The sequence below is a fragment of the Streptomyces fuscichromogenes genome (assembly GCF_014645815.1).
Taxonomy (GTDB): Bacteria; Actinomycetota; Actinomycetes; order Streptomycetales; family Streptomycetaceae; genus Streptomyces; species Streptomyces fuscichromogenes.
This window is the reverse complement of the sequence record NZ_BMML01000103.1, coordinates 1-1477: the sequence shown is the minus strand read 5'-3', so window position 1 is coordinate 1477 and position 1477 is coordinate 1. Positions and strand designations below refer to the sequence as shown.

Genomic DNA, 1477 nt, shown 5'->3' with positions numbered 1-1477 from the left:
GAGGGCAGAGGGGTCGGGTAGCGATGGTTCGTGAGATGCGCAGATCGGCGCGGCATTTCCGCCGCCCACGAATCAAGATCAACCGCGATTGAGGCCCCTGCCAGATCCGTTACCGGCACCCCTAGTTGAGGTGAGGGAAACCCCGGCCGTTCCAAGCGACCCTGCCTCGGCCGGGAATACCCAAGGGATGCAGCGTGTTTCTCTAGTGAGGCATGAGTCGCCAGGGACTCCTCTAGCCTAGACTTCAAGAACAGTCAAGAAACTGTTACAATAGGCTTGTTGGAACGGCTTGCTCGTCTACCTTGCTGCCTTTGCGAAGCACGGGCTAGCTGCCCCTCTCCTGCACGTGTACTTCCCCTTCGGCTTGATCGTCCTGGCGCTCCTTGCCAGTTGGCTCCTGTATTGCGCAGTAGTTGAAGCGTACGAAGCGTTCAGGCCGAAGAACGCGGATCTGGACTCCACCAGCATTCCGACCGAGACCGAGGCCCCAAGCACGGCCCCCGAGACACAGAAAGGTCAGCTCAACAACAAGCGAGAGGGTTCCCCCATGAACAGAAACAAGATCACTAGGTCAGCCGAGGCCGCAGCGGAGTTCTACTTCACCGCGCGAGCCTGGAGTGACGTAGGGGCAGCAAGGTAGACGATCGAGCGTGAGGAAGGTGCGTCCGAGGACGCACCTTCCTCACGTTGGCCTACAGGGGGTTCCGGTAAGAACGTGGGGCGGGTGCAGGCCACCCGGCTCCCCGCCCCGTACGCCCCCGCCGGCGCCTCGCACAGCACGGGAGCCTCGAAGTGACCGCGCCCGCCGACCCGAAGGGACGCCGCCCGCACTTCACCGCCTGGCGGGACGTCCCCGCCGGGTACGCGACCGCCGCCCAGCTCAGGACCATGGATCTCCCGCGTCAGCCGGGCCCAGGCCGCGGCCACCGTCGGCGGCCGGGACGGCATCGGCCGCAGCACCACGATCACCCTCTACCGCATCGACCAGTCCGCATCGACCAGTCCGTACCGACCGCGTCCACAGCCGCCCAACTGGCCGCCGCCCGCGCCCGGTCGGAGAACTCCGTGCGCTCCCGGGTGTGCGCGGACTGCGGTGCCCGACCCGACCGCGCCCCCATCGGGACGGAGTCGCACGGCGCGCTGTGCCCGGTCTGCTGGGACATCCGCGGGTCTGCGCCAGCGCCCGCCGACCACCCCACGATCCGCAAGACCTGGGTGGACGGCGGCTACCGCAAGCACCTCGTCGAGTACGCCGCCACCCTCGGCATCGACATGGAAATCAGCGCCCGCACCCCCGGGACCAGGGGATTCACCCCGATACCCAAACGCTGGGCCGTGGAACGGACCTACGGCTGGCTGATGCTCCACCGCCGCCTGGCCCGCGACTACGAGTTACCCCGAGCTCGGGGTAACTCGTACTATTCCGCGCTTCGAGTTATCCCGAGCTGACACAGACCGTGCAGGTCAACGGAGTTGT

At 66.4% G+C, this 1477-nt stretch carries 1 pseudogene; it reads left to right on the top strand.

The window, feature by feature from the left end:
* Positions 1–1185 precede the first annotated feature (1185 nt).
* Positions 1186–1449 (top strand): annotated as a pseudogene (locus tag IEZ11_RS52340) (hypothetical protein); the annotation flags it as partial.
* Positions 1450–1477: the final 28 nt, after the last annotated feature.